The 22,694-nt window shown below is 72.3% G+C and carries 32 protein-coding genes and 1 pseudogene; 12 read left to right on the forward strand and 21 right to left on the reverse strand.

What is annotated here, in order from left to right:
- The first annotated feature begins 66 nt into the window (after positions 1–66).
- Positions 67–1,119: a non-homologous end-joining DNA ligase gene (ligD, locus tag DFQ13_RS14500; RefSeq protein ID WP_110080210.1), complete on the forward strand. Its 1,053-nt coding sequence runs from the start codon at positions 67–69 to the stop codon at positions 1,117–1,119.
- 24 nt (positions 1,120–1,143) lie between these two features.
- Here ligD and DFQ13_RS14505 read toward each other — a convergent pair whose 3' ends face one another.
- Complete coding sequence (locus DFQ13_RS14505) at positions 1,144–1,836, reverse strand: DUF6319 family protein (protein WP_219994455.1); 693 nt, start codon at positions 1,834–1,836, stop codon at positions 1,144–1,146.
- Between the two features lie 131 nt (positions 1,837–1,967).
- Between DFQ13_RS14505 and DFQ13_RS14510 the strand changes: the two genes are divergently transcribed.
- Together DFQ13_RS14510 and DFQ13_RS14515 are read left to right on the forward strand one after the other, a co-directional pair.
- Positions 1,968–2,177 carry a hypothetical protein gene (locus DFQ13_RS14510; RefSeq protein WP_035282961.1) on the forward strand — a complete coding sequence of 70 codons (210 nt, stop codon included), beginning with the start codon at positions 1,968–1,970 and terminating at the stop codon, positions 2,175–2,177.
- A gap of 42 nt (positions 2,178–2,219) precedes the next feature.
- Positions 2,220–3,032: an endonuclease/exonuclease/phosphatase family protein gene (locus DFQ13_RS14515; protein WP_110080211.1), complete on the forward strand. Its 813-nt coding sequence runs from the start codon at positions 2,220–2,222 to the stop codon at positions 3,030–3,032.
- On the opposite strand, the gene DFQ13_RS14520 is transcribed toward DFQ13_RS14515, so the two are convergent.
- Both DFQ13_RS14520 and DFQ13_RS14525 read right to left on the reverse strand, forming a co-directional pair.
- Positions 3,029–3,247: a hypothetical protein gene (locus tag DFQ13_RS14520; RefSeq protein WP_035282957.1), complete on the reverse strand. Its 219-nt coding sequence runs from the start codon at positions 3,245–3,247 to the stop codon at positions 3,029–3,031. The two genes, DFQ13_RS14515 and DFQ13_RS14520, sit on opposite strands and share 4 nt — an antisense overlap.
- Positions 3,248–3,450: 203 nt before the next feature.
- Entirely contained in the window at positions 3,451–4,983 is a 1,533-nt protein-coding gene (locus DFQ13_RS14525; protein WP_052021183.1) for an alpha/beta hydrolase, read from the reverse strand.
- Between the two features lie 136 nt (positions 4,984–5,119).
- Here DFQ13_RS14525 and DFQ13_RS14530 point away from each other — a divergent pair, with 136 nt between their 5' ends.
- Positions 5,120–6,031: an EamA family transporter gene (locus DFQ13_RS14530; protein WP_110080212.1), complete on the forward strand. Its 912-nt coding sequence runs from the start codon at positions 5,120–5,122 to the stop codon at positions 6,029–6,031.
- Positions 6,032–6,085: 54 nt separating this feature from the next.
- Here DFQ13_RS14530 and DFQ13_RS14535 read toward each other — a convergent pair whose 3' ends face one another.
- Positions 6,086–6,742 (reverse strand): TetR/AcrR family transcriptional regulator, encoded by a 657-nt coding sequence (locus DFQ13_RS14535; RefSeq protein WP_110080213.1) that lies wholly within the window; start codon positions 6,740–6,742, stop codon positions 6,086–6,088.
- Between the two features lie 58 nt (positions 6,743–6,800).
- On the opposite strand from DFQ13_RS14535, the gene DFQ13_RS14540 reads away from it, so the two are divergent.
- Positions 6,801–7,631: an SDR family NAD(P)-dependent oxidoreductase gene (locus DFQ13_RS14540; RefSeq protein ID WP_035282951.1), complete on the forward strand. Its 831-nt coding sequence runs from the start codon at positions 6,801–6,803 to the stop codon at positions 7,629–7,631.
- A 126-nt stretch (positions 7,632–7,757) separates the two neighbouring features.
- On the opposite strand, the gene DFQ13_RS14545 is transcribed toward DFQ13_RS14540, so the two are convergent.
- From DFQ13_RS14545 to DFQ13_RS14595, 11 genes are all read right to left on the reverse strand, one after another.
- Complete coding sequence (locus tag DFQ13_RS14545; protein ID WP_181399988.1) at positions 7,758–8,858, reverse strand: ATP-dependent DNA ligase; 1,101 nt, start codon at positions 8,856–8,858, stop codon at positions 7,758–7,760.
- 19 nt (positions 8,859–8,877) lie between these two features.
- Entirely contained in the window at positions 8,878–9,474 is a 597-nt protein-coding gene (locus tag DFQ13_RS14550) for an alkaline shock response membrane anchor protein AmaP (RefSeq protein WP_110080215.1), read from the reverse strand.
- Between the two features lie 34 nt (positions 9,475–9,508).
- Positions 9,509–10,045 carry a DUF6286 domain-containing protein gene (locus tag DFQ13_RS14555; RefSeq protein WP_035282948.1) on the reverse strand — a complete coding sequence of 179 codons (537 nt, stop codon included), beginning with the start codon at positions 10,043–10,045 and terminating at the stop codon, positions 9,509–9,511.
- A gap of 4 nt (positions 10,046–10,049) precedes the next feature.
- Entirely contained in the window at positions 10,050–10,385 is a 336-nt protein-coding gene (locus tag DFQ13_RS14560; protein ID WP_110080216.1) for an Asp23/Gls24 family envelope stress response protein, read from the reverse strand.
- Complete coding sequence (locus DFQ13_RS14565) at positions 10,382–10,561, reverse strand: hypothetical protein (protein ID WP_035282946.1); 180 nt, start codon at positions 10,559–10,561, stop codon at positions 10,382–10,384. Before DFQ13_RS14565 ends, DFQ13_RS14560 begins: the two co-directional genes overlap by 4 nt.
- A 24-nt stretch (positions 10,562–10,585) precedes the next feature.
- Entirely contained in the window at positions 10,586–10,840 is a 255-nt protein-coding gene (locus DFQ13_RS14570; protein ID WP_035282944.1) for a hypothetical protein, read from the reverse strand.
- Positions 10,837–11,133, reverse strand: a complete 297-nt coding sequence (locus DFQ13_RS14575) for a hypothetical protein (RefSeq protein WP_110080519.1) — start codon at positions 11,131–11,133, stop codon at positions 10,837–10,839. Before DFQ13_RS14575 ends, DFQ13_RS14570 begins: the two co-directional genes overlap by 4 nt.
- A 5-nt stretch (positions 11,134–11,138) precedes the next feature.
- Positions 11,139–11,624, reverse strand: coding sequence for an Asp23/Gls24 family envelope stress response protein (locus DFQ13_RS14580; RefSeq protein WP_035282943.1), 486 nt, complete (start codon positions 11,622–11,624; stop codon positions 11,139–11,141).
- A 109-nt stretch (positions 11,625–11,733) separates the two neighbouring features.
- Positions 11,734–12,297 (reverse strand): hypothetical protein, encoded by a 564-nt coding sequence (locus tag DFQ13_RS14585; protein ID WP_110080217.1) that lies wholly within the window; start codon positions 12,295–12,297, stop codon positions 11,734–11,736.
- Entirely contained in the window at positions 12,294–12,800 is a 507-nt protein-coding gene (locus DFQ13_RS14590) for an RNA polymerase sigma factor (protein ID WP_267897658.1), read from the reverse strand. The genes DFQ13_RS14585 and DFQ13_RS14590 overlap by 4 nt, the downstream gene beginning before the upstream one ends.
- A 4-nt stretch (positions 12,801–12,804) precedes the next feature.
- Positions 12,805–13,563, reverse strand: a complete 759-nt coding sequence (locus tag DFQ13_RS14595) for a pyrimidine reductase family protein (protein ID WP_233438412.1) — start codon at positions 13,561–13,563, stop codon at positions 12,805–12,807.
- Positions 13,564–13,596: 33 nt separating this feature from the next.
- Between DFQ13_RS14595 and zapE the strand changes: the two genes are divergently transcribed.
- Positions 13,597–14,634 (forward strand): cell division protein ZapE, encoded by a 1,038-nt coding sequence (gene zapE / locus DFQ13_RS14600; protein ID WP_110080219.1) that lies wholly within the window; start codon positions 13,597–13,599, stop codon positions 14,632–14,634.
- Between the two features lie 39 nt (positions 14,635–14,673).
- On the opposite strand, the gene DFQ13_RS14605 is transcribed toward zapE, so the two are convergent.
- The 4 genes from DFQ13_RS14605 to DFQ13_RS14620 all read right to left on the reverse strand — a co-directional run bounded on the left by DFQ13_RS14605 (position 14,674) and on the right by DFQ13_RS14620 (position 16,627).
- Positions 14,674–14,865 carry a hypothetical protein gene (locus DFQ13_RS14605; RefSeq protein WP_146241235.1) on the reverse strand — a complete coding sequence of 64 codons (192 nt, stop codon included), beginning with the start codon at positions 14,863–14,865 and terminating at the stop codon, positions 14,674–14,676.
- Between the two features lie 60 nt (positions 14,866–14,925).
- The gene (locus tag DFQ13_RS14610; RefSeq protein ID WP_110080220.1) at positions 14,926–15,648 is read right to left on the reverse strand and encodes a phosphatase PAP2 family protein; all 723 of its coding nucleotides are present in this window, start codon (positions 15,646–15,648) and stop codon (positions 14,926–14,928) included.
- Positions 15,649–15,731: 83 nt separating this feature from the next.
- Positions 15,732–16,211: an SLOG cluster 4 domain-containing protein gene (locus DFQ13_RS14615; protein WP_110080221.1), complete on the reverse strand. Its 480-nt coding sequence runs from the start codon at positions 16,209–16,211 to the stop codon at positions 15,732–15,734.
- Between the two features lie 32 nt (positions 16,212–16,243).
- Positions 16,244–16,627, reverse strand: coding sequence for a hypothetical protein (locus DFQ13_RS14620; protein WP_181399989.1), 384 nt, complete (start codon positions 16,625–16,627; stop codon positions 16,244–16,246).
- 220 nt (positions 16,628–16,847) lie between these two features.
- Between DFQ13_RS14620 and DFQ13_RS14625 the strand changes: the two genes are divergently transcribed.
- A complete protein-coding gene (locus DFQ13_RS14625; RefSeq protein WP_233427581.1) occupies positions 16,848–17,564 on the forward strand; it encodes a Type 1 glutamine amidotransferase-like domain-containing protein in 717 nt (238 codons plus the stop codon).
- On the opposite strand, the gene DFQ13_RS14630 is transcribed toward DFQ13_RS14625, so the two are convergent.
- A complete protein-coding gene (locus DFQ13_RS14630; protein WP_233438413.1) occupies positions 17,551–18,648 on the reverse strand; it encodes a hypothetical protein in 1,098 nt (365 codons plus the stop codon). The genes DFQ13_RS14625 and DFQ13_RS14630 overlap by 14 nt on opposite strands.
- A gap of 6 nt (positions 18,649–18,654) precedes the next feature.
- Positions 18,655–18,861 (reverse strand): annotated as a pseudogene (locus DFQ13_RS35975) (helix-turn-helix domain-containing protein); the annotation flags it as partial.
- A 235-nt stretch (positions 18,862–19,096) separates the two neighbouring features.
- Here DFQ13_RS35975 and DFQ13_RS14635 point away from each other — a divergent pair.
- The 5 genes from DFQ13_RS14635 (at position 19,097) to DFQ13_RS14655 (ending at position 22,665) form a co-directional block, all read left to right on the forward strand.
- Positions 19,097–19,519: a recombinase family protein gene (locus DFQ13_RS14635; RefSeq protein WP_181399991.1), complete on the forward strand. Its 423-nt coding sequence runs from the start codon at positions 19,097–19,099 to the stop codon at positions 19,517–19,519.
- A 663-nt stretch (positions 19,520–20,182) separates the two neighbouring features.
- On the forward strand, positions 20,183–20,548 hold the full coding sequence (locus tag DFQ13_RS14640) for a hypothetical protein (RefSeq protein WP_110080224.1): 366 nt from the start codon (positions 20,183–20,185) through the stop codon (positions 20,546–20,548).
- Entirely contained in the window at positions 20,545–21,387 is an 843-nt protein-coding gene (locus DFQ13_RS14645; RefSeq protein WP_110080225.1) for a helix-turn-helix domain-containing protein, read from the forward strand. Before DFQ13_RS14640 ends, DFQ13_RS14645 begins: the two co-directional genes overlap by 4 nt.
- 41 nt (positions 21,388–21,428) lie before the next feature.
- Positions 21,429–21,872 carry a hypothetical protein gene (locus tag DFQ13_RS14650; protein ID WP_146241236.1) on the forward strand — a complete coding sequence of 148 codons (444 nt, stop codon included), beginning with the start codon at positions 21,429–21,431 and terminating at the stop codon, positions 21,870–21,872.
- Positions 21,847–22,665, forward strand: a complete 819-nt coding sequence (locus DFQ13_RS14655) for a helix-turn-helix domain-containing protein (RefSeq protein WP_110080227.1) — start codon at positions 21,847–21,849, stop codon at positions 22,663–22,665. Before DFQ13_RS14650 ends, DFQ13_RS14655 begins: the two co-directional genes overlap by 26 nt.
- The last annotated feature ends 29 nt before the right edge of the window (positions 22,666–22,694 follow it).

A 22,694-nucleotide genomic window follows, 5' to 3' on the forward strand; every position in this document is an offset into this window, starting at 1 on the left:
GCTGGCCGATCCGCGCGTTGCGGGTTTCCCGCGCGTCTGTCGGTGGGCACCCGTAGATTGCCCCGCATGGCGACTCCCGCGGTCGAGTTAGACGTCGATGGTCCGCACGGCACCAGGAAGGTGCGGGTGTCCAGTCCGGACAAGCCGTACTTCCCCGAGCTGGGCGTGACCAAGCTCCAGGTGGTGGAGTACTTCCTCGCGGTGGGCGAGGGCGTCCTGGGCGCGCTGCGGGACCGGCCGACCACGCTGGAGCGCTGGCCGGGCGGGGTGGTCGAGGGCGCGCAGCTCTCCACCCGCCAGGACCAGCGGGGCGACGCGTTCTACCAGAAGCGCGCTCCCAAGGGCGCCCCCGACTGGGTCGAGACCGCGCGGATCACCTTCCCCAGCGGTCGCCCGGCCGACGAGGTGTGCCCGACGGAGGTGGCCGTGGTCGCCTGGGCGGCGAACCTGGGCACGCTCACCTTCCACCCGTGGCCGGTCACCCGCGCCGCCCCCGATTCCCCGGACCAGTTGCGGATCGACCTCGACCCGCAGCCGGGCACCGACTTCGCCGACGCCGTGGTGGTGGCCGGGGAGGCCCGCGCGCTGCTGGCGGAGCTGGGGATGGAGGCGTTCCCCAAGACCTCCGGGGGGCGCGGTCTGCACCTCTACGTGCCGATCGAGCCGCGCTGGACCTTCGTCGAGGCGCGTCGGGCGCTGATCGCCCTCGGCCGCGAGCTGGAGCGGCGGATGCCCGATCGGGTGACGATGAGCTGGTGGAAGGAGGAGCGCGGCAGCCGCGTGTTCATCGACTACAACCAGATGGCCCGCGACCGCACCATCGCCTCCGCCTACTCCATCCGCCCCACCCCGCGCGCCCTCGTCTCCACGCCGCTGACCTGGGACGAGGTGCCCCGGGTCAGCCCGGAGGACTTCACCGTGCGCACCGTGCCCGCCCGCTTCGCCGAGGTCAGCGACCCGCACGCGGCGATCACCGGGAACGCGTTCTCGCTCGAACCGCTGCTGGAGCTGTCGGACCGGCAGGGCGCGGGCGACCTGCCCTACCCGCCGGACTACCCGAAGATGCCCGGCGAGCCCAAGCGGGTGCAGCCCTCCAAGGCCCGTCCGGACACCGAGTAGGTCGCCCGGGCAGGCCGCTCCGGGTCAGCCGAGGTCGCGCAGGGCGCGCTGGGCGGCCTCCAGTTCGGCCTTGAGCTGGGTCACCCGGAGCTCCTGGCGCTCCTTGGCCGCCTCCAGCGCCACCCCGATGGCCTCGCCGACCTCGCTCGGCAGGTGCTTGGCCAGCCGCCCCACCTCACCCGCGGGCACCGGGACCCAGCGGACCGTGCGCTTCTTGCCGACCAGCACGTCGACCGTCCACTCGCCCTCGGGCGTGGAGTGCAGCGTCACGGTGATCTCCACCGGCTGCTGCTTGCGGGACCGCGACGGCGACGGCTGCCGCTTCGGCGGTTCCGCGCCGCCCTCGATGCCCACCACCACCTCCCCGGACGGCGGTGCGAACTGCGGTGCGGCCGCGGGCCGGGGCGCGGGCTTGGGCTTCGGGGCGGGCTTCACCGTGGTCAGCTCGGCGGGGGAGAAGGACAGCACGTCCCGCGACCCGGTGGGCCGGACCTGGATGTAGTCGCCCTCGGCGGGTTCGTCGAACGCGACGACCTTCGCCGAGGCCCCCGGGTCGACGCCCACCGCGGCCTCGGTGAACCACACCGGCGTGGGCTTGCCCCCCGCCAGGGCCGCCCGCAGGCCCTCGATGTCCTCCGCCGACAGCGCTCTCGCCGACGGTGCTCCCGTCGACTGCGCTCCTGTCGACTGCGCTCCTGTCGACACTGGCTTCGCCATGTCCACCCTCACTCCCCGCTCGATGATCACGGACAGTCTGCCCGGACCCCCCGACAGTTCCGGCCGGCGGGCGACACCCGTTCGCGTGGTCCGATTCGCCGGGTTCCGCCCGCGAACCTAGGTTCCCGGAGATGAGGATCAGGTACCTGTGGTGGCGAAGCTGTTACGACGGTGTCCTGCACGCCTTCCCGGTGGCGCCCAACACCCGGCTCGCGCACCAGCACTACCGCGCGTCCTGCACCCACGCCGCCCCGCCGGACCTGGCGGGCGGCGAGGCCGGGCCGCGGTGCGCGCTGTGTTTGCTCATCATTTCCGGGCCGGTCGTTGCCCCGGCGGGCTGAGGCGTCGCATGGTGGGGGACCACCGATCACCCGGAGGCCCCCGTGCGCGCGCTCCTGATCACCCTGCTCACCCTGTTGGCCGCCACCCCGGCCGCCGCGGGCACCACCCCGGCGGGCTCCGCGCACCGACCGGTCGCGCTGCGGGTGCTGAGCTTCAACACCCACACCGGCATCGGCGCCGACGGCCGCCTCGACCTCGACCGGGTGGCGGCCACCATCCGCGCCGCCCGCCCGGACGTGGTGGGGTTGCAGGAGGTCGACGTGCACTGGTCCGAGCGCAGCGGGTTCGCCGACCAGGCCCGCGAACTGGCCCGCCGCACCGGCCTGCGGGTGTTCTTCGCCCCGATCTACGACGAGCCGGGCACCCCGCGCCGCCGCTACGGGGTGGCCGTCCTGAGCGCGCTGCCCGTACTGCGCACGGAGAACCACGAGATCACCCGCCTGTCCACACAGGACCCGACTCTTCCTCCGACGCCGATGCCCGGCTTCGCCGAGGCGGTCGTGCTGACCAGGGGCGGCCCGGTGCACGTCTACTCGACGCACCTGGACCACCGCCCCGACCCCTCGGTCCGGGCCGCCCAGGTGGCGGACACCCTGCGGGTGCTGGCGCGGGCGAACGGCCCGAAGGTGCTGCTGGGCGACCTCAACGCCGAACCCGGCGCACCCGAACTGGCACCCCTGTGGACCGCGCTGCGCTCAGCCCCCACCGGCCCGACCTACCCCGCCGGGGCCCCGGCCGAGAAGCTCGACCACGTCGCGGTGTCCCCGGGCGTGCGGGTGGCATCGGCGACCGTCGTGGACAGTGCCGCCTCCGACCACCGGCCCGTGCTGGCCGACCTGGTCCTGGGTTCCTAGTCCTGGGCCAGGTCGCGTTCTTCCGCCTCGCGCAGCCGGTACTCGCAGCCGTACTCCAGCGCGTAGTGCAGGTCGTAGTGGTGCACGATCTTGGGGCCACCGTGCAGGTGCACGTGCGTGACCGTCTCCCTCGGCTCGTCCGGCAGCCCGGGCAGCGTGTCCACGCGCCCGTCGAGAGGACCGCCGACATACCGGACCAGGTACGCGTCCGACATGGTGAACCTCCCTTCCGTCACGGCCGTCGCTGAGCAGTGTAGGCGCGGCGGCGGACGATTCCAGGGGTGCAACACGGCCGGGAGCGGTCATCCACCGATCGGACCAGCGGGTGCCACCGCGCGGTGCGCCGGGGTGACGGATCGGGTTCGGCTGTCCACAGGGCGACGGTGCGACCCGGGACCGGGTCCGCGGGGGAGGGCGGTCAGGGCGGGCAGACGGTGCCGTCGCGCGGCACCGCGCCCTCGGTGATGAACGCCGCGGCGGCCTCGGTGGCGCACGCCGAGGAACCCAGCGCCCCGTGGCCCGCGCCCTGCCAGGTCACCAGGGACGCCGTCGCCAGTTGCTGCGCGGCGTGGTCGGTGCCGGAAAGCGGGGTCACCGGGTCGGTGGCGGTGCCCAGCACCACGATCGGCGGCGCGGTGCGCGCCGAGGGCTGCGGCAGCTCCCGCGACGGGATCGGCCACGGGCTGCACACCGCCAGCCACTGCGCGGTCAGCGCGCCGAACACCGGGAAGCGGGTGTTCCAGTCCTTCGCCGCCGCGGTCAACTGCTCGGTGGCCAACCGCGACTTGGTGTCGTTGCACCGCGTCACCAGCGTGGCGTCGAAGGTGGCGGCCCGGTTCTCGGTCTCCCGCAGCACCGGGGTGATGGCGGCGGCCACCCCCGAGGTGTTCCCGGACCGCAGGTCGGCCAGGGCGCGGGACAGGGTGGGCCAGGACTGGCGGTCGGACAGGCCCGCGAGCAGCACGCGCAGCACGACGCCGGGGGTGATCCCGATGTCGTCCGGGGTGCTCAGCGGGTCGGTCTCGGCCCGGTCCAGGATCTCGGTCAGCGCGGCCCTGGCGTTGCCCAGCTCGCAGCCGCGGGCCGCGCAGTCCTCGGCGAACGCCCCGAAGGTCGCGTCCGCCCCCTCGGCCACGCCCTCGAGCACGATCTTGGCGTCCGGGTTCGGGTCGGGCAGGCCGTCCAGCACCAGCCTGCCGACCCGGTCCGGGTAGCGCTCGGCGAACACCGACAGCACCCGCGAACCCTCGCCGTGGCCGATGGCGTGCAGCCGGGTCATGCCCAGGCCGACCCGCAGCGTCTCCGCGTCGCCCGCGCTGCGCCAGGTGTCCAGGGCCTGCAACCGGACCTCCAGCGTGATCGAGCACTGCTGCCCCGCCGTCCTGGCCTGGTCCACCGCCGCCTCGACGTCGAGTTCCCTCGGGTCCAGGCCCACGATGCCGGTGCGGGTCTCCTCCGGCACGCAGCGCGCCGGGTCGCTGCCCCCGGTGCCGCGCCGGTCCACCCCGACCAGGGAAACCTCGGTCAGCAGCGCGGGCGGCAGGGCGGCGGCGAGCCGGGCCGCGTACACCGTCCCCGGCACCCCGTCGACGTCGTTGAACACCGCCACCGGCACCGGACCGGACCCGATCTTGAGCACCTGGAGCCGGGCCAGCCCCTGCCCCGGCAGGGACGGCGAGTCCAGGACCGCGCTGACCCGGGCGCACTCGGTCGGCAGGGTGGTCCGCGGCAGCGTCGCGGTGATCTCCGCGGCGCAGGGGGACCACCGGATCTTCGCGTTGGCGGGGGTGCCGAGCTCGGGCAGCGGCGCCGGGCCGCTCGGCTGCGCCACGGGCGGGGCCTGCTGCTGCACCCCGTCGTTGACGACGATGCCGGGGCGGGTCGACGGTCCGGCCGTGCAGGCGGACAGCAGGGCGAGTGGCACCAGCCAGGTCCAGCGTCCGACCCTCACGCGTTGCCCGTCCCTCTTCCCACGCAGCGGTCCCATGTTCGCCGTCGAGCCTGTCACCACGCAGGTGAGACCCCCGTGAACACCCAGACATAGGATGACTGCACCCGGGACGGGCGGTGGAGAGGAGCGTGCGGCTGTGGTGTTCGCACAGGTGGAGCGGACCCCGCGCGGCCCGCTGGCGTGGCCGGCCACCGCCACCCCGCGGCTGACCGGCGCCATCCCGCCCACCGCGCAGGTCCTGCTGGGCATCGTCAGCGTCCAGATCGGCGCCGCCCTGGCCAAGCACCTGTTCGCCACCGCGGGCGCCACCGGCGTGGTCGCCCTCCGCCTGGTCTTCGCCGCGGCGGTCCTGCTGCTGATCTGGCGCCCCTCGCTGCGCGTCGACCGCCGCACCCTCACCGTCGTCGTCGGCTACGGCGTGGTCCTGGCGGCGATGAACACCCTGTTCTACCTCGCCCTGGACCGGATTCCGCTGGGCATCGCCGTCACCGTCGAGTTCCTGGGACCGCTGACCCTGGCCCTGGCGGGCTCCCGCCGCTGGCTCGACGCCCTGTGGGCGCTGCTGGCGGGCGCGGGTGTCGTCCTCCTCGCCCGCGGCGGTGAAGGCGACGTGTCCGTCGTGGGCCTGCTGCTCGCCCTCGGCGCGGGCCTGTGCTGGGCCGGGTACATCCTGCTGGGCGCCGCCCTGGGCCGCGCCAGCGCCGACGGCACCGGCCTGGCCCTGGCCATGGGCGTCGCCGGGCTGGTCGTGCTCCCGATCGGGGCCCTGGACGCGGGCGCCGGGCTGCTGTCCCCGACGGTCCTGCTGGTCGGGCTCGGTGTGGCGCTGATGTCGTCGGTGATCCCGTACTCGCTGGAGCTGGAGGCGCTGCGCAAGATCCCGCCGCGGGTGTTCGGCGTGCTGATGAGCCTGGAACCGGCGGTCGCGGCGATCGCCGGGCTGGTGGTGTTGCGGGAGGCGCTGGCGCCTTACCAGTGGGTGGCGATCTGCTGTGTTGTCGCGGCTTCCGCCGGGGCGACGCGTCATGCGCGTTCTTCGGATGCTTGAGGAACCTGAGATGGCGACGAGGCCGTGTGGCCCGTCGGGGGGACATCGCGTTCTCTAACGGCCCAAGCGGTCCAGCAGTTCGCCGAGCAGCGCGCGTTCGCCCGGCGTGAGGTCGCCGGGGTCGTCGGCGGCCAGGGCGCGCAGGGTGAGCGCGGTGCTCGCGCGGGTGGCCGGGACGCCTGCTGACGGTGTGTGCAGCACGCCTGCCAGCACGGTCTCGCGGAGGCGTCCGGACAGTCCGAAGTCCGGTTCCGGCTGGGTGATCAGGGTCAGCGTGATGCCGACGTTCGCGGCGAGCAGTTGCTCCGCGGCGTCGTCCGCGGGCACCTTCAGCAGGCCGCGCGCGGCGGCCTCGGTGAACCGCTCCCGCAACGCGGCGTGCGCGGGTGCCGTGACGGCACAGGGCTTTCCCGGCTCGGCGCGACCGTAGAGCAGGCCGTAGAACGTCGGGTGCTCCAGCCCGAACCGCACGTGCCGGTCCCAGCCCGTCCGCAGGTCCTCCAGCGGGTCGCCGGAGCTCTCGACCGCCGTGTACTGGGTGAAGCCGTGGTTCACCACGGCGTCGATCAGGCCCTGCTTGCTGCCGAAGTGGTGGTACAGCGTCGGCGCTTGCACGCCTGCGCGTTCGCACACCGCCCGCGTGGACACCGCGCCGCCGCCCTCCAGCAACTCCGCCGCAGCGAGCAGGAGGCGATCCCGTGCGTTCTGCATGGTTGCTACATTAGCGCATGTACCGCTACATTGGCTGTTATAGCGAAAGGAGAAGTCCATGAGGACCTGGTTCATCACGGGTGGGACACCGGGAGGGTTCGGCCTGGTCTACGCCGAGGCCGCGCTGGAACAGGGCGATCAGGTGGTGGTGACAGCGCGTCGGCCCGCTGAACTGCGGGAATGGGCCGAGCCGTACGGAGACCGCGTGCTGGTCCTCCAGCTCGACGTCACCGATGCCGAACAGGTGCGCGCGGCGGTCGAGGCGGCGGAGGAGCGGTTCGGCGGGATCGACGTGCTCGTCAACAACGCGGGCCGCGGCTGGTTCGGCTCGGTCGAGGGCGCCCCCGATGACACGGTCCGCCGCACGTTCGACCTCAACCTGTTCGCCGTGGTCGAGGTGCTGCGCGCGGTCCTGCCAGGCATGCGGACCCGCGGCGACGGCTGGATCGTGAACATGTCGTCGGTGGCGGGCCTCGTCGGCACGCAGGGGTTCGGCTACTACTCGGCGGCGAAGTTCGCCCTCGAAGGGCTGTCGGAGGCACTGCGCCAAGAGGTCGAGCCGTTCGGTGTGCGCGTGCTCGTCGTGGAGCCGGGAGCGTTTCGCACCAAGGCCTTCGCGGGCTTCCAGGACGAGCCCGTCAACGAGACCGTCGACGCCCACGTGCCGATGGTCGAGGGCGTCAAGGCGGCGTTCGTGGACCACAACGGCAAGCAGGAGGGCGACCCCGAACGCGGGGTGCGGGCCGTGATCAGCGCGATGAACGCACCCGTCCCGCCGCGACGGATCGTGCTCGGCAACTCCGGCTACGACGTCGTCGTCGCGATGCACGAGAATGCACTCGCCGAGCTGCGCGCGAACGAGAAGCTCTCGCGCGGTGCGGACTTCTGAGCCTGTTGCCAGAAGTCGAGGCTGCGACTCGTCTCGTTCGCGGGCGACCGGCTGGTGCCCGGGTGGGTGGTTTTCGCTGCGCCCGGTGGGGCTTGGCGTGGCTGGTTGCCGGGCTGGCGGTTTTTTTCAGGAGCCCTGTTCTTTGGCCCTGACCTCGCCGCGCAGGACCGACTCCAGGTCGTAGGTGGCCGGTTCTTCCAGTTGCTCGTACGTGCAGGATGACGGTTCGCGGTCGGGGCGCCAGTGGCGGAACTGGGCGGTGTGGCGGAAGCGGCTGGGGTAGCCGCCCTCGGTGTGCTCGTAGGCGACCTCCACCACCCGCTCCAGCCGCAGGGGGACCCAGGGCTGTTCGGTGGTCCGCCACCGGCTGATGGCCCCGGGCATCCGCGACGCCCCGTTGTCCGGTTGGGACCAGGGGTGGGCCTCGGCTCCGCCGGGGATCAGTTCGGCCATCTCGACCGCCAGTTCGCGGCGGCGGGTGGCGGTGAAGGAGCCGACCACGCCGACGTGGTTGAGGGCGCCGGTGTTGTCGTAGAGGCCCAGCATCAGCGACCCGACCGCCTCGCCGGGTTCGGTGTCCTTGTGCCAGCGCAGGCCCGAGACCACGCAGTCGGCCGTGCGGGCGTGCTTGAACTTGAGCATGGTGCGCTTGTTGGGCGTGTACGGGCCGTTCGGCTTGCCCATCACCCCGTCGAGGCCCGCGCCCTCGAAGATGGTGAACCACTGGCGGGCCAGGTCCGCGTCGGTGGTGGCCGGGGTGAGGTGGACCGAGCCGGTGGGGGTGAGCAGGTCTTCCAGGGTGCGGCGGCGCTCGACGGCGGGGGTTTCCAGGAGGACGGCGTCGCCGAGGGCGAGGACGTCGAAGGCGATGAAGCGGGAGGGGGTCTGCTCGGCGAGGAGGTCCACCCGGCTCTTGGCGGGGTGGATGCGCTCGGAGAGGGCGTCGAAGTCGAGGCGGCCGTCGCGGTCGACAACCAGTTCGCCGTCGAGGACGACCCGGTCGGGCAAGGCCGTCGACAGGGCCGCCACCGCCTCGGGGAAGTAGCGGTTGAGCGGCTTGCCCGAGCGCGACTGGAGGGTCACCTCGGGGCCGTCGCGGAAGACCAGGCAGCGGAAGCCGTCCCACTTGGGCTCGAACACCAGGTCGGCGCCGTCCGGGATGGATTTCGACGGCTTGGCGAGCATGGGTTGGACCGGCGGGGTCAGCGGGAGCGCCACGGGGCACATCCTGCCCTGCGAGCCCCGCTCAGCGCACCCGTTGCCGCTCCGCGGTGCCCAGTTCCACGCGGACCGCGGTCGGCAGGGTGTCCACGCCGAGCGATTCGCGGGCCCGGGTCAGCACCGACCCGTCCAGTTCGCGCCACACGTCCTTGAGCCGGGTGCCCTCGTGCAGCCACACGCTCAGCCGCAGCGCGGGCTCCTCGGGGTCGCCGACCACGGTGGCCCTGGCCCGGCTGACCCCGTCGACCTGCTCGGCGTCCACGGCGATCGCCTCGGCGATGGCCGACGCGGTCACCACCAGGCCGGAACCGACCGAGCGGTCCAGCGCCAGGTCCGGGTGCCGCTCGGGCCGCAGCGTCCGGGCGGCCAGCAGGAGGCCCAGCACCAGCAGCAGCACCCCGAGCACGATCGCGCCCACCCTGGCGTGGGTCTGCCAGTTCCGCAGCGTGTCGAGCGCGATCGAGTCGAGCACCGGCCGCACCGCGCGGAACGAACCCAGCCACCCCTGGCCCACCACCAGGGCGGTGGCACCCGTGAGCAGCGCCAGCAGACCGATCAGCGTGGTGACGACCCGCTCGGCGCGGTGGGAGCGGGCCAGGGCGGCGACGGACGGCGATTTCATGGGCGTTCCCGGTGTGGGTCGGGGCGGTGGGCGGTCACGAGCGGTCCCGGGGCGAGTCGACGACGACGCTGACCCGGGGCCTGCGGGTCAGCGGCAGGTCTTCGAGCGTGGTGCGCACGACCTCCTGCAACCGGGGCCGCAACTGCTCCTCGGACTCCAGGCCGCTGCTCGCCCGCACCCGCACCTTGCGCGCGGTGGCGGTGACGGAGGCGCCGCTGACGTTCTCCTCGGCGCGCACCCGCGTCCCGACGATCCGGGCGAGCGAGCGCGGTGAGGTGCGGACGGTGACGCCGGGGGTCGGGTCGAGCAGTTCGACGTCCTTGCGCCGGGCGGTCAGCGCCACCAGCAGCAGCACCAGACCGGCCCCGGCGACCACCCAGGCGGTGACCCTGACCTCGGTGTCCTGCCAGGTCAGCCCGGCCAGCCGGTCGCGCCAGGCGGGCCAGGGGACCAGCAGCGGGCCGTCCACCGGACGGGCCCAGGTCCAGCCGACCTCCAGGGCCAGCAGTGCTCCCGCGGCGGCCAGGGCCAGGCCGAGCAGGAGGCTCAGGATTCGGACGAAGACGCGCACTGCCTCACTCCACTCGCGCGCGGATCTCGGGCAGCAGCGCGGAGACGGTGACGTCCACTCCGAGCACCCGGTAGGAGGTGATCCGCTCGACCTCCCCGGTGACCGCGGCGCGCACGTCTGCCACGACCTGGCGCACCGCCGCGGGGTAGTGCAGCGCCAGGTCCACCCGCAGCGACACGGTGTCCCCGGTGCCGTCGACGGTGGCGGTGGCGCCGTGCGAGCCGATGAACTTGCGCTTGACCGCCGTGGTGCCGGGGGCGGCGTCGGCCGCGTGCTCGGCGATCTTGCGCACCACGACCGGGTCGATGCTCAGCGTGCCCCGGTCGTCCACCTCGATCACCTGTCCCTGCCCCGGCCGCCGAACATGTCGGACAGGTCCAGTTCGCCGTCGACGATCCGGCCGACGACCAGGCCGACGAAGCCGATGGCCAGGGTGATGACGAAGGCCAGGAAGCCCTGCGAGGCGGCCAGGCCCAGGATGAGGCCGGCGAAGATGCCGGTCTGGGTCGCGTTCATGTGTCCCTACTCGTTCCTGGCGGGTCAGCGGACCCGGGGTTTGCGGAAGCGCCTGCTGTGCCAGCGGCGCACCCGGTCGGTCAGACCGCGCACGCCACCCGGTCGGGTGTCCCCGACGACCGGACCGTCCCACCTGCGACCGTCCGGATCGGACTGATCGGCCGCGGCGGCCCGCAGGCGGGCCAGTCCGGTGACGAACTCGTCGTGGTCGCCGCCGACGTCCGGGTGGGCGCGGCGGACGAACTCGCGCCGGGCGGCCCGCTCGCGCGGGTCGGTCACGGCACGTCCACGTCGCTGACGTGGACGTCGACCGGGACCGGCCCGGCCAGCGCCCGGACCGCGCCGCGCACCCGCGCGGCGGCGGCCGGGACGGTGGTGCCCAGGGCCAGCACCACGGAAACCTCGATCGGGTCCCCGGGGGCGCCGACCCGGACACCGACGACCCGCCGCCCGGGCAGCGCGGTGGCGACGGCGCCGAACGCGCCGCCGTCGAGCCGCAGCACCGCGGGGTCGGCGAGCACGGCCGCGCCGATGGAGTCGGCCAGCGCGCCGGGGGAGGCCGCCGGGTCCACGGTCGTCACTCCACTCGGGACGTGGTGGGCGCCTCGTCGTCGCCGTTCTCGTCCGGCAGGTGGATGTCGTTGACCGAGATGTTGACCTCGATGACCTCCAGGCCGGTCATCCGCTCCACGGCGGTGATCACGTTGCGGCGCACCGCCCGCGCCAGCTCGACGATGCCCGCGCCGTACTCCACGACGATGTCGAGGTCGATCGCGGCCTGCTTCTCGCCGACCTCCACCGACACCCCGGAGGTGGACACGGTGCCCGCGCCGGGGATGCGCTCGCGGATCGCGCCGAAGGCCCGGGAGACCCCGCCGCCCATCGCGTACACACCGGACACCTCGCGGGCCGCCATGCCCGCGATCTTCTGCACCACGTTGGAGGCGATGGTGGTCTTGCCGTGCGACTGGTCGTCGGCCAGGCGGGCCGGGGCCACGCCGGTGCGGGTGGCGGGGGAGGTGTCGGCGGCCTGGTCGGGCTTGATCGGGTTCGTGGTTGCCATCGTCGGCAGTTCCTTCCGAATGGGCTGAGGGCTCACCGCCCCTGACGCTGCTGCGTTCGGGGCCGTGCACTCAGTCAGATGCCCGCACCCGCCGACAACTCTCGCCAAGTCACCCGGATGGGGGATGGGTCACATCGACCACCCGGACGTCGACCACCGGCACCCGCTCACCCAGGTGCGGGGCCAGGCTCGCCAGGACGTGGGCGCGCAGCCGCTCGGCGAGCGGATCGATGGCCGTGCCGAACCGGACGGCCAGTCCCAACTCGACGGTCCCGGGTCCGGTGGTGACGGACCGCAGGTGCCCGCCGCCCGTGTCCGCCAGGTACTCCGCGGCCGCCGCCCGCGCCGCCAGGGCGACGACCCGCTCGGACACCCGCAGCGCCCCGCCCTCCTGGTCCACCTCCACGACGCCGCCCGCACCGCGCACCGCCCGCACCGCGGCCAGCGCCCGCTCGGCCAGCCCCGGCGGGGTGGGCAGCGGCACGGCGGCCGCCGCGCGCACCCGCGCCCAGTCGTCCTCCGCCGCGGCCAGCACCGGCGCGCAGTGCGGGCAGGCCGCGGCGTGCTCGGCCAGGGCCGGGTCGGTGGCGTGGCCGTCGGCGGCGAACGCCACCAGGTCGGCCCGGTCGCGCCCGCAGGGCAGTGCGCCCGGATCGGTTCGGGGGTCGGTCATCGCAGTTCCTCCAGCTTGGCGAGCAGGGCGACCCGGGCCCGGTACAGCCGCTTGTGCAGCACCGACACGCTGACCTGGAGCACGCCCGCCACCTCCTCGTAGCTCAGGCCCTCCAGCTCGCGCAGCACCAGGGGCACGCGCTGGGAGGGCTCCAGGGTGGCGATCGCCCGGTGCACCGCGCTCGCCCGCTCGCCGAGCAGCGCCCACGCCTCCGGCGACGGCTGGGCGTCGGTCAGCCTGCCCGCGGGCACCTCGTCGAGCGCCACCGTGGGCCTGCGGCGGCGCAGGTGGGCCATGGCGGTGTTGGTGACCACCCGGTACAGCCAGGTCGACACGGCCGCGTCGCCGCGGAAGGACGCCCGGCCGCGCCAGGCGGCGATCCAGGCGTCCTGCACCACGTCCTCGGCCTCGGCCGGGTCGCCGCACAGCCGCAGCGCCACCCGGTACATCCGGTCGGTGTGCGCGCGCACCAGATCGTCGAACGCCTCCGGGTCCAGTGCCACGGCGTCAGTCCCCCCGCCGGTAGCGCAGCATCAGGAAGCCGTCGTCGGACAGCACCGAGGCCAGGGCCAGCCGCCGCGGCACCGGCACCGGGCCGCCGCCGGTGATCCGGCCGATCCCGCCGCCCGCGAGCAGCGGCGCCACCGTCAGGCAAAGCTGGTCGACCAGGTCGGCGGCGACCAGGTCCCCGAACAGCCGCGGCCCGCCCTCGCAGCACACCCGGCGCAGCCCGCGCTCGTCCAGCGCGGCCAGCGCGGCGACCGGGTCGAGTTCGCGCCCACCCGCCACGACGACGTCCGCCCCGGCCGCGGTGAGCGCGGCCCGGTCGGCCGCCGCCGAGGCCCCGGTGGTGATCACGATCGGGGGAACGGCGGTGTCGGTGAGCAGCGGCGAGTCCGGGGGGACCGAGCAGCGCGGGGTCACCACCGCGATCGGCGGCAGCTCCGCCAGCCCGCGCCGCAGCCGCCGGTCGGTCCGCGTCTCGGTGCGCTTGAGGCCCCGGTAGCCCTCGTCGCGAGCGGTGCCCCAGCCGACCAGCACGACGTCGGCGAGGTCGCGGCCGAGCGCGAACACCTTCTTGTCCGCCGGGCTCGACAGGCCCGCCGAGTGCCCGTCGACGGCCACCGCGCCGTCCGCGCTGGTGACGAAGTTGACCTGCACCCACGGCCGGTCGAGGTCGTCGGGGTAGTCGTAGAGCCGTTCGAGCGCGGTGTCGTCCACCACAGTGGGCGAACCGCCGGGGGAGGGGGGCCACAGCCTGTGCACCCGCCCAGCCAAGCACGCGGATACGCTCCCGGCATGTCCGCCGGGAAACTCACCGACCGCCAGCCCGAGATCGGCGCCGACGAGCTGGTCGCCGCGCTGGCACCGCCGCCGCGCTTCGGCGGGGTCCGGTTCGACACCTACGTGCCCAACCCGGACGAGCCCAGCCAGGCCGCCGCGGTCGAGGCGGGCTCGGCCTTCGCCGCGCGGGTCGGCGCGGGCGGCGGGGAGCGGTCGTTCCTCAAGCGGGTGTTCGGCGGCAAGGCCGACCCGGGCAAGCCGGGCCTCTACCTCGACGGCGGCTTCGGCGTCGGCAAGACCCACCTGCTGGCCTCGCTCTGGCACGCGGTGCCCGGACCCAAGGCGTTCGGCACGTTCGTCGAGATCACCAACCTGGTCGGCGCCCTCGGCTTCCGCGAGGCGGTCACCCGGCTCTCCGGGCACCGGCTGCTGGCCATCGACGAGTTCGAACTCGACGACCCCGGCGACACCATGCTGGTCACCCGCCTGCTCGCCGAGCTGACCGACGCGGGCGTGCACGTCGCGGCCACGTCGAACACGCTGCCGGACAAGCTGGGGGAGGGGCGGTTCGCCGCCGAGGACTTCCTGCGCGAGATCCAGGCCCTGTCCGCCCGCTTCGACGTCGTGCGGGTCGACGGCCCGGACTACCGCCACCGCGGCCTGCCCGACGCCCCCGACCCGATGACCGACGCCGACCTGGCCGCCAGTGCCGAACGGGTCGAGGGGTCCACACTGGACGACTTCACCGCGCTGTGCGCGCACCTGGCCCGGGTGCACCCCTCGCGCTACGGCAGGCTCGTCGACGGGGTGACCGCGGTGCACCTGCGCGGGGTGGCGCCGCTGACCGGGCAGGACGTGGCGCTGCGGCTGGTCGCGTTCGCCGACCGGCTCTACGACCGCGCGGTGCCGGTCGTGGTCTCCGGCGCACCGGTGTCGGCGCTGTTCACCGAGGAGATGCTGCGCGGCGGGTACCGCAAGAAGTACCTGCGGGCGGTCAGCAGGCTGGTGGCCCTGTCCCGGGACGCGGCGTCGTTGCCGGGCGCCCAGGACTGAACCGCGGTACCGGCCGGGACCGGGAACCGGCTGGTGGGGCTAGGTGTGGCGGCCGGTCGGGGTGGACTTGTGCTCGTCGATCAGCGCCCACACGGACACGCCGGTCTTCGACCCCGCCGCACGCGCCCCCGACTGCCTGCGGGGGCGTGGAGCGGTCTCGGTCGCGTCGTGCCTGCTCTCCGAGAAACCGAGTTCCTGGTTGATCTGGTCGTAGATGGGTGTGTCGGTCACCGCCATCCTCTCCGTCGCGAAAGGCCGCTCTGCCAGGTTACGCACCGTACGCCCCCGGTTTCAGGGCGCCACGCGGTGGTCCCCCCGCCACTTCGGGTGACGACCCGCCACGCTACCGGTGGAGCCGTCCGGGCGCCGGGCCGCCGACCGCGCGGACACCGGCAGGCGGTCGATCCCCGCCGCGACCACGATCACGGCCCCGACCGCCCAGAACAGCGCTCCGACGGTGTCACTCGGGTAGTGGTAGGCGAGCCCGACGATCGCGGCTGCCGCGACCGCGGTCAGGACCAGCCCCGCCACCCCCGACAGCAGCGCGGTCCGCAGCCGGGCGCCCGCCGGGGCACTGCCCGCGCCCACCAGCGTGATCACCGCCAGGATCGACACCAGCGTGCCGGTGTGCCCGCTCGGGTAGGCGAGGTAGTCGTCGTGCGTGCGGTCGAACAGCGGCTTGAGCACCCAGGTGTTCACGGCGGCGGTGAACACCGGCCCGGCCACCGCCAGCAGCGCCACCCGCGGCCTGCGCAGCCGCAGCGCGATCACCACCAGCACCACCATGAGCCCGACCATCGCCGCGGGGGCCGTCGAGTACGACAGCGGCTCCAGCACGCCGGGCACCCCGGCGAACACCCGGTCCACCGCCCCGGTCACCGCCGCGTCCGCGGCCCCGGCGTCGGCCTGGCCCGCCACCGGCAGGCCCAGTGCGAGCACGGCGGCGAAGCAGACCGCGGCCACCGCGGCGGCGGGACCGCGCAGCGGTCGGGGCAGCAGGCGGTCTCGTTCCACGGGTCCACTATGCCTGCGGTGACCCGACCGGGCAGGACCCGGCCCAGGGCGTCCGACGGCGAAGGCGCCGGTCGGTCCGCCTCTCAGGATCGGTGGTTCAACGCGTGGGTGACGGCGTCCTGGGGTGTGCTCGCACGGATCGTGTCATCGGTGAGGGGGTTGCCGTGGTGGTCGGTGATGGTCCAGCCGCCCAGGGTGATGACGGGGATGGTGCCGCGCCGTTTGGCGAGGGCGATCTCGGAGAGGGTGCCCCAGGAGCCGCCGATGGCGATGACGGCGTCGGCGGACCAGACGATGACGGCGTTGCGGGCTTCGCCGAGGTTGGTGACGATGACGGCGGACAGGTGCGGGTCGGCGTCGGCGGCGGTGTCACCGGGGCGGACGCCGATGACCAGGCCGCCTTCGGCGTGGGCTCCGGCGGCGACGGCGGCCATGACTCCGATGCCGCCGCCACAGATCACCGTCGCGTCCGCGCGGGCGAGCAGGCGCCCGACCTCGCGGGCGTGCTGCTCGTCCTGGGGTGTGCAGTGGCGCGGCCCGCAGACGGCGACCTGGAACGGCATGTGTTGGCGGCCTTCCCTGCTGTGATGGGTGCTCAGTCGGTGATGCCGTGGTCGAGCTCGCGGCTGGTGGGAACTTCGGTGTCGTTGCAGGTGCGGAAATGGGAGACGGTGTGAGCACACCCGGTGCACGGGTGTGCTGTGGTCATGTCGGCGGCGCGGCAGGATCGAATGGTGCCCGCGGTGTCGAGGGCCGCGATACCGATCGCAATGGCTTCGGCGGGGTCGCCGGTGGCCATGGTCAGTGAGGCGAGCTTGATGCTGGAGATGGCCTTGGAGCGAGTGAACTCGGCGGTGTGGCCGTCGACCGCGGCGGTGAGGCGGGCACGGGCTTCGGTGGGGGAATGGTCGCTGATGGCAAGGTCGAACAGGGCGTGTCCGGTGTCTCCTGCGTGCTGGGCGTCGTCGTAGTAGCCCATCCACTCCGGGTCGTTGACAGGGGTTGCCCTGGCGAAGTGGTCGTCTCGTCTTCTTCGTCAATCTCGCAACTGATGATATTCCCATTTTGCAACTCAATATCGGAGAATTTACGCTCTTCGTCTACATGTCTAACTCGACCAATTAATCCCACTGGGCCAGTGTCATCTGAACCCATACTGTCATGATAACACTATCGGATTACGTTGTAAGATATGTGTTGTGACCGCTGCATCGCACATCCTCGCCACCTGTATGGGCTTCAACCGTGCCCGTGACCCCTGGCAACCGTCTCCGGTCTTCCGATACGCCTTCGAGTTGGCAGGCAACCTGACCAAGCCCAAGGTCTGCTTCATCCCGACCGCCAGCGATGACGACACGGCCAGCATCGAGAGCTTTTACGCGGCCTTCGCCGACACCGATGTAGAGACAAGTCATCTCGCGCTGTCGGCCGACGACCGGCCGCGCGACTTGGCACGTTTTCTCGGTGAGAAAACCCTTGTCTGGGTCGATCGTGGCAACGTGGCCAAGGCTCTGGAGGTCTGGCGGGAGCATGGCCTTGATCAGGTGCTTCGTGACTGCTACGAGCACGGTGTCATCCTCGGTGGAGAGTCCGCGGGTTCGCTGTGCTGGTTTGCTGGCGGTGTCACCGACTCGTTCGGTGAGGTACAGGCACACCGGGACGGCCTGGGCCTGCTGCCGTATAGCAACGCTGTGCACTACGGCGACCGCCGCCAAGTATTTGAGGGCGCGATGCGAGCAGGAGAACTGCCGTCAGAGGGTTATGCCATGGACACTGGAGCCGGACTGCACTTCCAAGGCCACGAGTTGGTGCGCGCGATCAGCGACCGCAAGCACGCCGGGGCTTACCGGGTGACAGCGAACGGCAGCGATGTCCACGAGGAGCCACTGGACGTAACTCGCCTCAAACGGTCCTGACTTGCAAACGGCGGAGCACAGCCTGCATGTCCTCACGACCTCGCCAGCGGGCGAAGGTACGGGCAGCTCGCCCCAGTTCGGCTCGGGCCGACTGTGAGCCGACTGCTTCAATGTCATCGAGGGCAGCCAAGGCGTGATGTGCGGCTTCTTCGGGTTGCCCGATGTTGGCGTAGGCCCGCGCCACCTTGGCTCTGGTGATCGTGGCAGTACGAGCCGAAGATGACGACAAGCTGTCCAGGCGCGGTGCCAGGCTGGCAATGGCCTGCTCACCGCGGCCTAGGTAGATGTCGCAGGTGGTCTGGAAGATCGTGAAGAGGTCTTCGGTCAAGACGCTGCGTTGTCCCAGCAGCGCGTCACCGCCCTGGACCGGCTTGGACAGCAGCGTCACGGCTTGGTCGAGGGTGCGCGTGCTTGCCTCCTGGTCGCCGAGCAGCGCATGGCCGAAGGCTATCTGTTTGGCAGCCAAGCCCCGCATCCGTGGCGACGACTGGGACTGGGAGAAGACCGTTGTTGCGTTGTCGATAGCCCGGCGGCCGTCTCCTGAGAAGCTGACGACCATCATGGAGCGTCGCACGAACCCGTACGCGGACATGGCGTGCCAGTCAGCGGCTTGACCCCACTGGGAGGCTCGGTCGATCCAGTACATCGCGCTCGGTAGGTCGCCTGCCTCCTCGCTGAGCCAACTGAGACTTTCAGCGAAGCGCGCCTGCATCTGGTGGTACTGGGGCTGTTCCTTGCTGCCTGCGCGGCGGCGAAGTCCGTCCAAGACGGCCACGCTGCCGGTCAGGCCGTCAATCAGCCGGTGAGGATGAAGCGACCGGGTAGCAACTTGGAAGCCGTTGTAGGTTGCGGCGAAGTGGTCAAGCGGATCGGTGGTCATATCAAGCGCTTCAACCACTCTCTCGAAGCGGCGGTTCAGCACCGTACCTGCGACACCAACGCTCAGAGAGGCCAGCAGTTCTCGCCGAGAGAGCGGCATCGCTTCACCTCCAAGCAGCGACACAACGAACACATCGCTCTCAGAAGGTACCCCGAATGGGGGCGAATCAGACATGGTGACGGTGCCGTGCAGAAGCGAGACCACTACACCACCTGTGCCGTAGACCTCGTCCAGCTTGGCCGCAAGCCACTCGTGGAGCTGACGTTGGCCACTCTCGACGTATGAGAGCAACGACGGTGCACAGCGGACCTGGCTAGCGACAGCACCCAATGTCAACCCCCGTGCTGTCCGCAGTTCGCGGAGCACTGCTCCTAGCTCAGCATTCCCGGGCACTGCCGCTCCTTGACAGTTCTTCACAACTGGCCGCGACCGATCGACTGCACCCAGTGAAGCACACAAAACTCGTGGTCAGGCACCCGCTGCCTTGAACCCCGCCCCGGGGCGGCGGGTGCCACCCTTACCCCCGAGCCAGGGAGCCGAGACGGATGACCTCACGTCAGGTTGCCAGTCAGCAGCGCACGAGCCGTACCCCGCGTGTTCGGCAGAGGGCAACCGGTCCGCCTGCCTTCAGGGAGGCTGCGCCCCGGCGGAGGTGGTCTTCGGCTACGTCCGCAGTGGCAGTGACCGGCCGGGCTACCTGGAGGGCTGCAAGGAGACCTTGGCGAGCTGGTGTGCCCGGGAGGGCTGGGAGCTGTGGACGGTGTTCACCGACGTCTGTTCGGGGGTCCTGGAGGCCGATGAGCGGCCAGGCTTCACGGGCCTGCTCAATGCCCTCGACGAGCGCCAAGTCGCCGCCGTGGTGGTGCTCGACGGCGGTCACCTGTCGCACCGGGTGGAGGTGGTGGCCTCGTTGGTGCGGGAGCCGGTGCTGCGGGACGTCGAGCCGTGGGGCATGGACGGCGGCTTGCCCCCGGACGTCGAGCGAGCGCTGTCCGGTCGCCAGTCGCGGGCCTGGAGCGCCGGTGTGGGGGCATGCCGCGCAGGAAGCCCCGGAGTGAACCTGAGGCATCCGTGACGGTGTCGCTGACGCTCACGGAGCTGGCGGCCGTGGCGCGAGCGACTTGGGCGGTGACGTCCCTGGGTGAGCCGCGCGAGATCAACGGAGCCGACAGCGCCATCCGCAAGCTGCGCCAAGCCGCCAAGGCTCATCCCGCATTACCGGAGCGGTTAGGCGAGCAGTCGTAGAGCAACAGCCGCGTTCTGACCGCCACTACTTCCAACTTATTCCTTGCCACAGAACGGATGCGTTCCCATGGCTGACCCGAACGACATGCCCTCCAATGCCGCTGAGTCGGACAACCCCTGGAGAGATGACCAGGTGCTCTTGGGTGGCCTGGCCCAGGTCAACGAAGCCTCGTCCGTGTACCTGGTGGCGGCAAGGAGGCGATGACGTGGTGAGCAGTGCGTCGCGGACACCGGTGATGCCCGGCGGGGTCGGTGATCCGGGTGGGCGATCCGTGGTCTGGTGGGGGTCGAACTCCCACTTCCCGGACGAGGTGCACGTCGTGCGGTGTCCCCCTCCGGATGGTGTCGATGACTGGGTGTGGAGCACGTGCCGGGTTCCGGTGGACCTGGTGGGGCCACATCGCCCGCCGAACTTGTTCCTGTGTTCGTGGTGTGCCTGCGCGTTGGTGCGGTTGTTGTTCCCGGGCGGACCGGCCTGGTGCGGGGGTGGCCGGTGACGACGCGGTTCCTGACCCCGTCCGCCCGGATCGGTCGGGTGGCGTGCTCCCGGGTCTTCGAGGGCGGGCACACGTTCCGCCTCGCGGCCGGTGACACCGTGATCGTGGTGTTCCGGGGGGTCTGCATCGAGGAAAAGCGTGTCCTCGTCCTCGTGGACCGCCGGTTTCCCGGTGTGGTGATCGAGGGGCCTCAGCCGGTGGTGGCCACGATCCCGAAACCCCTGGGGTTGCAGTGGGCCGACGACCGGGGACTGACCACGATCGCCCGGGCGTGGCTCGCCGGAACAGCACCGCCCCGGACACCGAACGCCTCCTGGGCAGGCCGCTCCGCGGCCGGGCGCGAGCGGGGTGGGGTGCGATGACGGACGTGCACATCCGTCATCGGGTGTTGGGCATGGCCCTGGCCCGGTGCCGTCGCGATCGTGGACTCACGACCCGGCAGGCCGCGCCCCGGTTGGGGATGTCCTCGGCGGCGGTGAACCGGTCGGAGAACGCCAAACGCCCCTTCGGCCCGGTGGAGGTGGGCGCCGCGCTGGCCGTCTACCAGCCGCCGCCGGATGAGCGTGCCCGGGTGCTGGCCCTCGCCCAGGGGCAACCCGCCACCGGGTGGTGGCAGGTTCCGGGGGCTTTCGGGCCGCACGACGAGGCGGTGGCGGTACTCGAAGCGAGTGCCCGGTCGGTGGTCGAGTTCTCCGCGACCGCACTTCCGCTGGTCGCCCAGACCCCGCACTACACCCGGGCGTTGTGCTGGCACCGCCGCCACGAGGAACACGCGGCCCTGACCCGCGCGGGGCGCAGGCGCGAGATCCTGCTGGACCCCACCCAACCCGACCGCACCCTCATCCTCGACGAAGCCGTCCTGCGTCGCCCCGTCGGCGGTCCGACGGCGATGGCACAGCAGTTGCGGCACCTGGTGGCCTTGGTGCGGGGCAGGCCGGTGGCGGTGCGGGTGGTCCCGTTCCGGGAAGGCGGGTACCGGTCCCCGGGCGACTGCGCGGTGTACCGGATCACCGACGCCCCCACCGTCGTGCACCTGCACTCCGACGCCGCCTCCGGACTGCTCGACGACCCCGCCGACACGCGGGTGGTCGAGGACACGCTGCACGGGCTGCTCTCGATCGCGGCCTCCCCGGACGACAGCGTCGATCTGCTGACCCGCTTCGCCGCCGACCACGAACGCACCGCAGGCCTGTACCCGTGACCACCCACGCCATTGACCGGAAGGCCTTCACCATGGCAACGATGAACGCGCGGTACTCGCGTGTGGTGTCCGGCGCGGATGCCGTCTCCCCGGCGGAGTTGCGCCGCGAACTGCTGGCCGATGGGTGGAACCTGCTCGCCCGCCGGGCCGGTGACACGGTCATCGGGGGCTACCGCCTCGGCGACGGGCACCGGGAGTTCGTGGTGATGGACGAAACCGGGACCGGGCAGGTCTTCCTCGGCCGGTGGGTCGCGGCATCGGACCTCGTCTGGGTCCGGATGGCCGACGGCTGGCGGGAGACGACCCACCTGTTGGACACCTTCCCAGCCGAACCAGCCGAACCCTGGCTCCCCGCCCGGCTCGGGGAACTCCTGGCCGCCGCAGAACAACGACAAGCCGCACTCCTGGCCCACACCACCGCACCCCGACCCGACGAACGACCACGAGGAACCCGCACCCATGCCAGAACACGGCACCGCCTTTGACACCCCGCGCGCGGACGGCAACGGCGTCCGCGCGAAGACCCTGCGGGGACTGCTGGTGGCCCGCGAACTCGACACCGCTCGGCTGGCCCGCGGTCTCACCACCCGGGAACTCGCCGGGCAGATGAACATGTCGCCCGCGATGCTCAACCGGGTCATGACGGGCCGCCGCGTTCCCACCGCCCTGGAGATCGGCGGGCTGTGCGGCCTGCTCGACATCGACCCGGCCCGCCGACCCCACCTCTACCGGCTGACCGCCGACGCCGACCTGACCGAGTGGATCATCTGCCCCGGCGCCGGGACGAGCGCGCTCGGCGCGATCGAGGAGGTCGCGGACACCGCCACCTGGCTCGAACCCCTGCTCATCCCCCGCCCGCTGCGGACCGCCGCGTACCACCACGCCCTCGGTCACCCGATCGGTGATCACCAGTCCCCCGAGCCGGCGGCCCCGCCGACCGACCGGTTCCTCCTGCACCCCCGTGCCCTCACCCACCCCGCGATACCCGCGGACGTCATGGGCGAGCAGTTGCGGCACCTGTGCCACACCGCCCCGAACACCATCCGCCTGCTGCCCGCCACCTTCCCGCCACACCCGGGTTTCCGGGTCCTGCACATCGACCACTTCCCACCCGTGGTCCACATCGACCACCACGGCACCCACGTCATCCTGGAAAGCCCCGACTCCACCGTCGCGCACACGACACTGCTGCGCGCCGCCACGACGGCCGCGGCCACCGCGGAACACACCCGGCGGACACTGACCGATCTCGCGGCACGGACGGGCACCGTCGGATGAGTCCACCCGGAGCCCTCCGCGATGCTCGA

It is taken from the genome of Actinokineospora spheciospongiae, assembly GCF_003182415.1.
GTDB lineage: Bacteria > Actinomycetota > Actinomycetes > Mycobacteriales > Pseudonocardiaceae > Actinokineospora > Actinokineospora spheciospongiae.

What these genes read in the sequence shown, in the direction of transcription:
- ligD (WP_110080210.1), top strand. Translation starts at nt 67, where the DNA reads ATGGCGACTCCCGCGGTCGAGTTAGACGTCGATGGTCCGCACGGCACC.
- DFQ13_RS14505 (WP_219994455.1), bottom strand. Translation starts at nt 1,836, where the DNA reads ATGGCGAAGCCAGTGTCGACAGGAGCGCAGTCGACAGGAGCGCAGTCG.
- DFQ13_RS14510 (WP_035282961.1), top strand. Translation starts at nt 1,968, where the DNA reads ATGAGGATCAGGTACCTGTGGTGGCGAAGCTGTTACGACGGTGTCCTG.
- DFQ13_RS14520 (WP_035282957.1), bottom strand. Translation starts at nt 3,247, where the DNA reads ATGTCGGACGCGTACCTGGTCCGGTATGTCGGCGGTCCTCTCGACGGG.
- DFQ13_RS14535 (WP_110080213.1), bottom strand. Translation starts at nt 6,742, where the DNA reads ATGCAGAACGCACGGGATCGCCTCCTGCTCGCTGCGGCGGAGTTGCTG.
- DFQ13_RS14540 (WP_035282951.1), top strand. Translation starts at nt 6,801, where the DNA reads ATGAGGACCTGGTTCATCACGGGTGGGACACCGGGAGGGTTCGGCCTG.
- DFQ13_RS14545 (WP_181399988.1), bottom strand. Translation starts at nt 8,858, where the DNA reads ATGTGCCCCGTGGCGCTCCCGCTGACCCCGCCGGTCCAACCCATGCTC.
- DFQ13_RS14550 (WP_110080215.1), bottom strand. Translation starts at nt 9,474, where the DNA reads ATGAAATCGCCGTCCGTCGCCGCCCTGGCCCGCTCCCACCGCGCCGAG.
- DFQ13_RS14565 (WP_035282946.1), bottom strand. Translation starts at nt 10,561, where the DNA reads ATGAACGCGACCCAGACCGGCATCTTCGCCGGCCTCATCCTGGGCCTG.
- DFQ13_RS14580 (WP_035282943.1), bottom strand. Translation starts at nt 11,624, where the DNA reads ATGGCAACCACGAACCCGATCAAGCCCGACCAGGCCGCCGACACCTCC.
- DFQ13_RS14585 (WP_110080217.1), bottom strand. Translation starts at nt 12,297, where the DNA reads ATGACCGACCCCCGAACCGATCCGGGCGCACTGCCCTGCGGGCGCGAC.
- zapE (WP_110080219.1), top strand. Translation starts at nt 13,597, where the DNA reads ATGTCCGCCGGGAAACTCACCGACCGCCAGCCCGAGATCGGCGCCGAC.
- DFQ13_RS14615 (WP_110080221.1), bottom strand. Translation starts at nt 16,211, where the DNA reads ATGCCGTTCCAGGTCGCCGTCTGCGGGCCGCGCCACTGCACACCCCAG.
- DFQ13_RS14620 (WP_181399989.1), bottom strand. Translation starts at nt 16,627, where the DNA reads ATGGGCTACTACGACGACGCCCAGCACGCAGGAGACACCGGACACGCC.
- DFQ13_RS14645 (WP_110080225.1), top strand. Translation starts at nt 20,545, where the DNA reads ATGACGGACGTGCACATCCGTCATCGGGTGTTGGGCATGGCCCTGGCC.
- DFQ13_RS14650 (WP_146241236.1), top strand. Translation starts at nt 21,429, where the DNA reads ATGAACGCGCGGTACTCGCGTGTGGTGTCCGGCGCGGATGCCGTCTCC.
- DFQ13_RS14655 (WP_110080227.1), top strand. Translation starts at nt 21,847, where the DNA reads ATGCCAGAACACGGCACCGCCTTTGACACCCCGCGCGCGGACGGCAAC.